Source organism: Winogradskyella poriferorum, assembly GCF_050618035.1.
In the GTDB taxonomy this organism is placed as follows: domain Bacteria; phylum Bacteroidota; class Bacteroidia; order Flavobacteriales; family Flavobacteriaceae; genus Winogradskyella; species Winogradskyella poriferorum_A.
The window spans coordinates 1-462 of the sequence record NZ_JBODPY010000014.1; the positions used below are offsets into that span (position 1 = coordinate 1).

Genomic DNA, 462 nt, shown 5'->3' on the forward strand with positions numbered 1-462 from the left:
CAATACACCAGAAGATATAGCATTATGTGAAGATATCACAAATGAAGGTTTTGAAACCTTTAATTTGAGATTAAGAATTGATGATATACTAGGAACTCAAGATCCAATGATTTTTAATGTTTCATTTCATTTAAGTCAAGATGATGCAAATGATAACGTAGGTGCAGAAGGAACCAACCATACATATACAAATGCTGTTTCAGAAGAGATTTTTGTAAGGGTGGAAGATCCTCTTCAAGCAGAATGTTTTGACACGACTTTATTTAACGTAATTGTTAATCCATTACCTGAGATTGTAGCGGTAACACCTTTACAAGTTTGTGATGATGATACAGATGGTTTTATGGAATTTCCTTTATCAACCAAGACAAATGAAATATTAGCAGGTCAGACAGATATTTTAGTTACCTATCACGAAAGTCTTGATGGAGCACAAAATCAGACTGATGAGATATTTGATGG

At 33.1% G+C, this 462-nt stretch carries 1 protein-coding gene; it reads left to right on the top strand.

Annotated elements, in window-relative coordinates:
* The coding region (locus ACRHOC_RS14725) for a hypothetical protein (RefSeq protein ID WP_431159394.1) at positions 1-462 on the top strand (462 nt) is incomplete at both ends.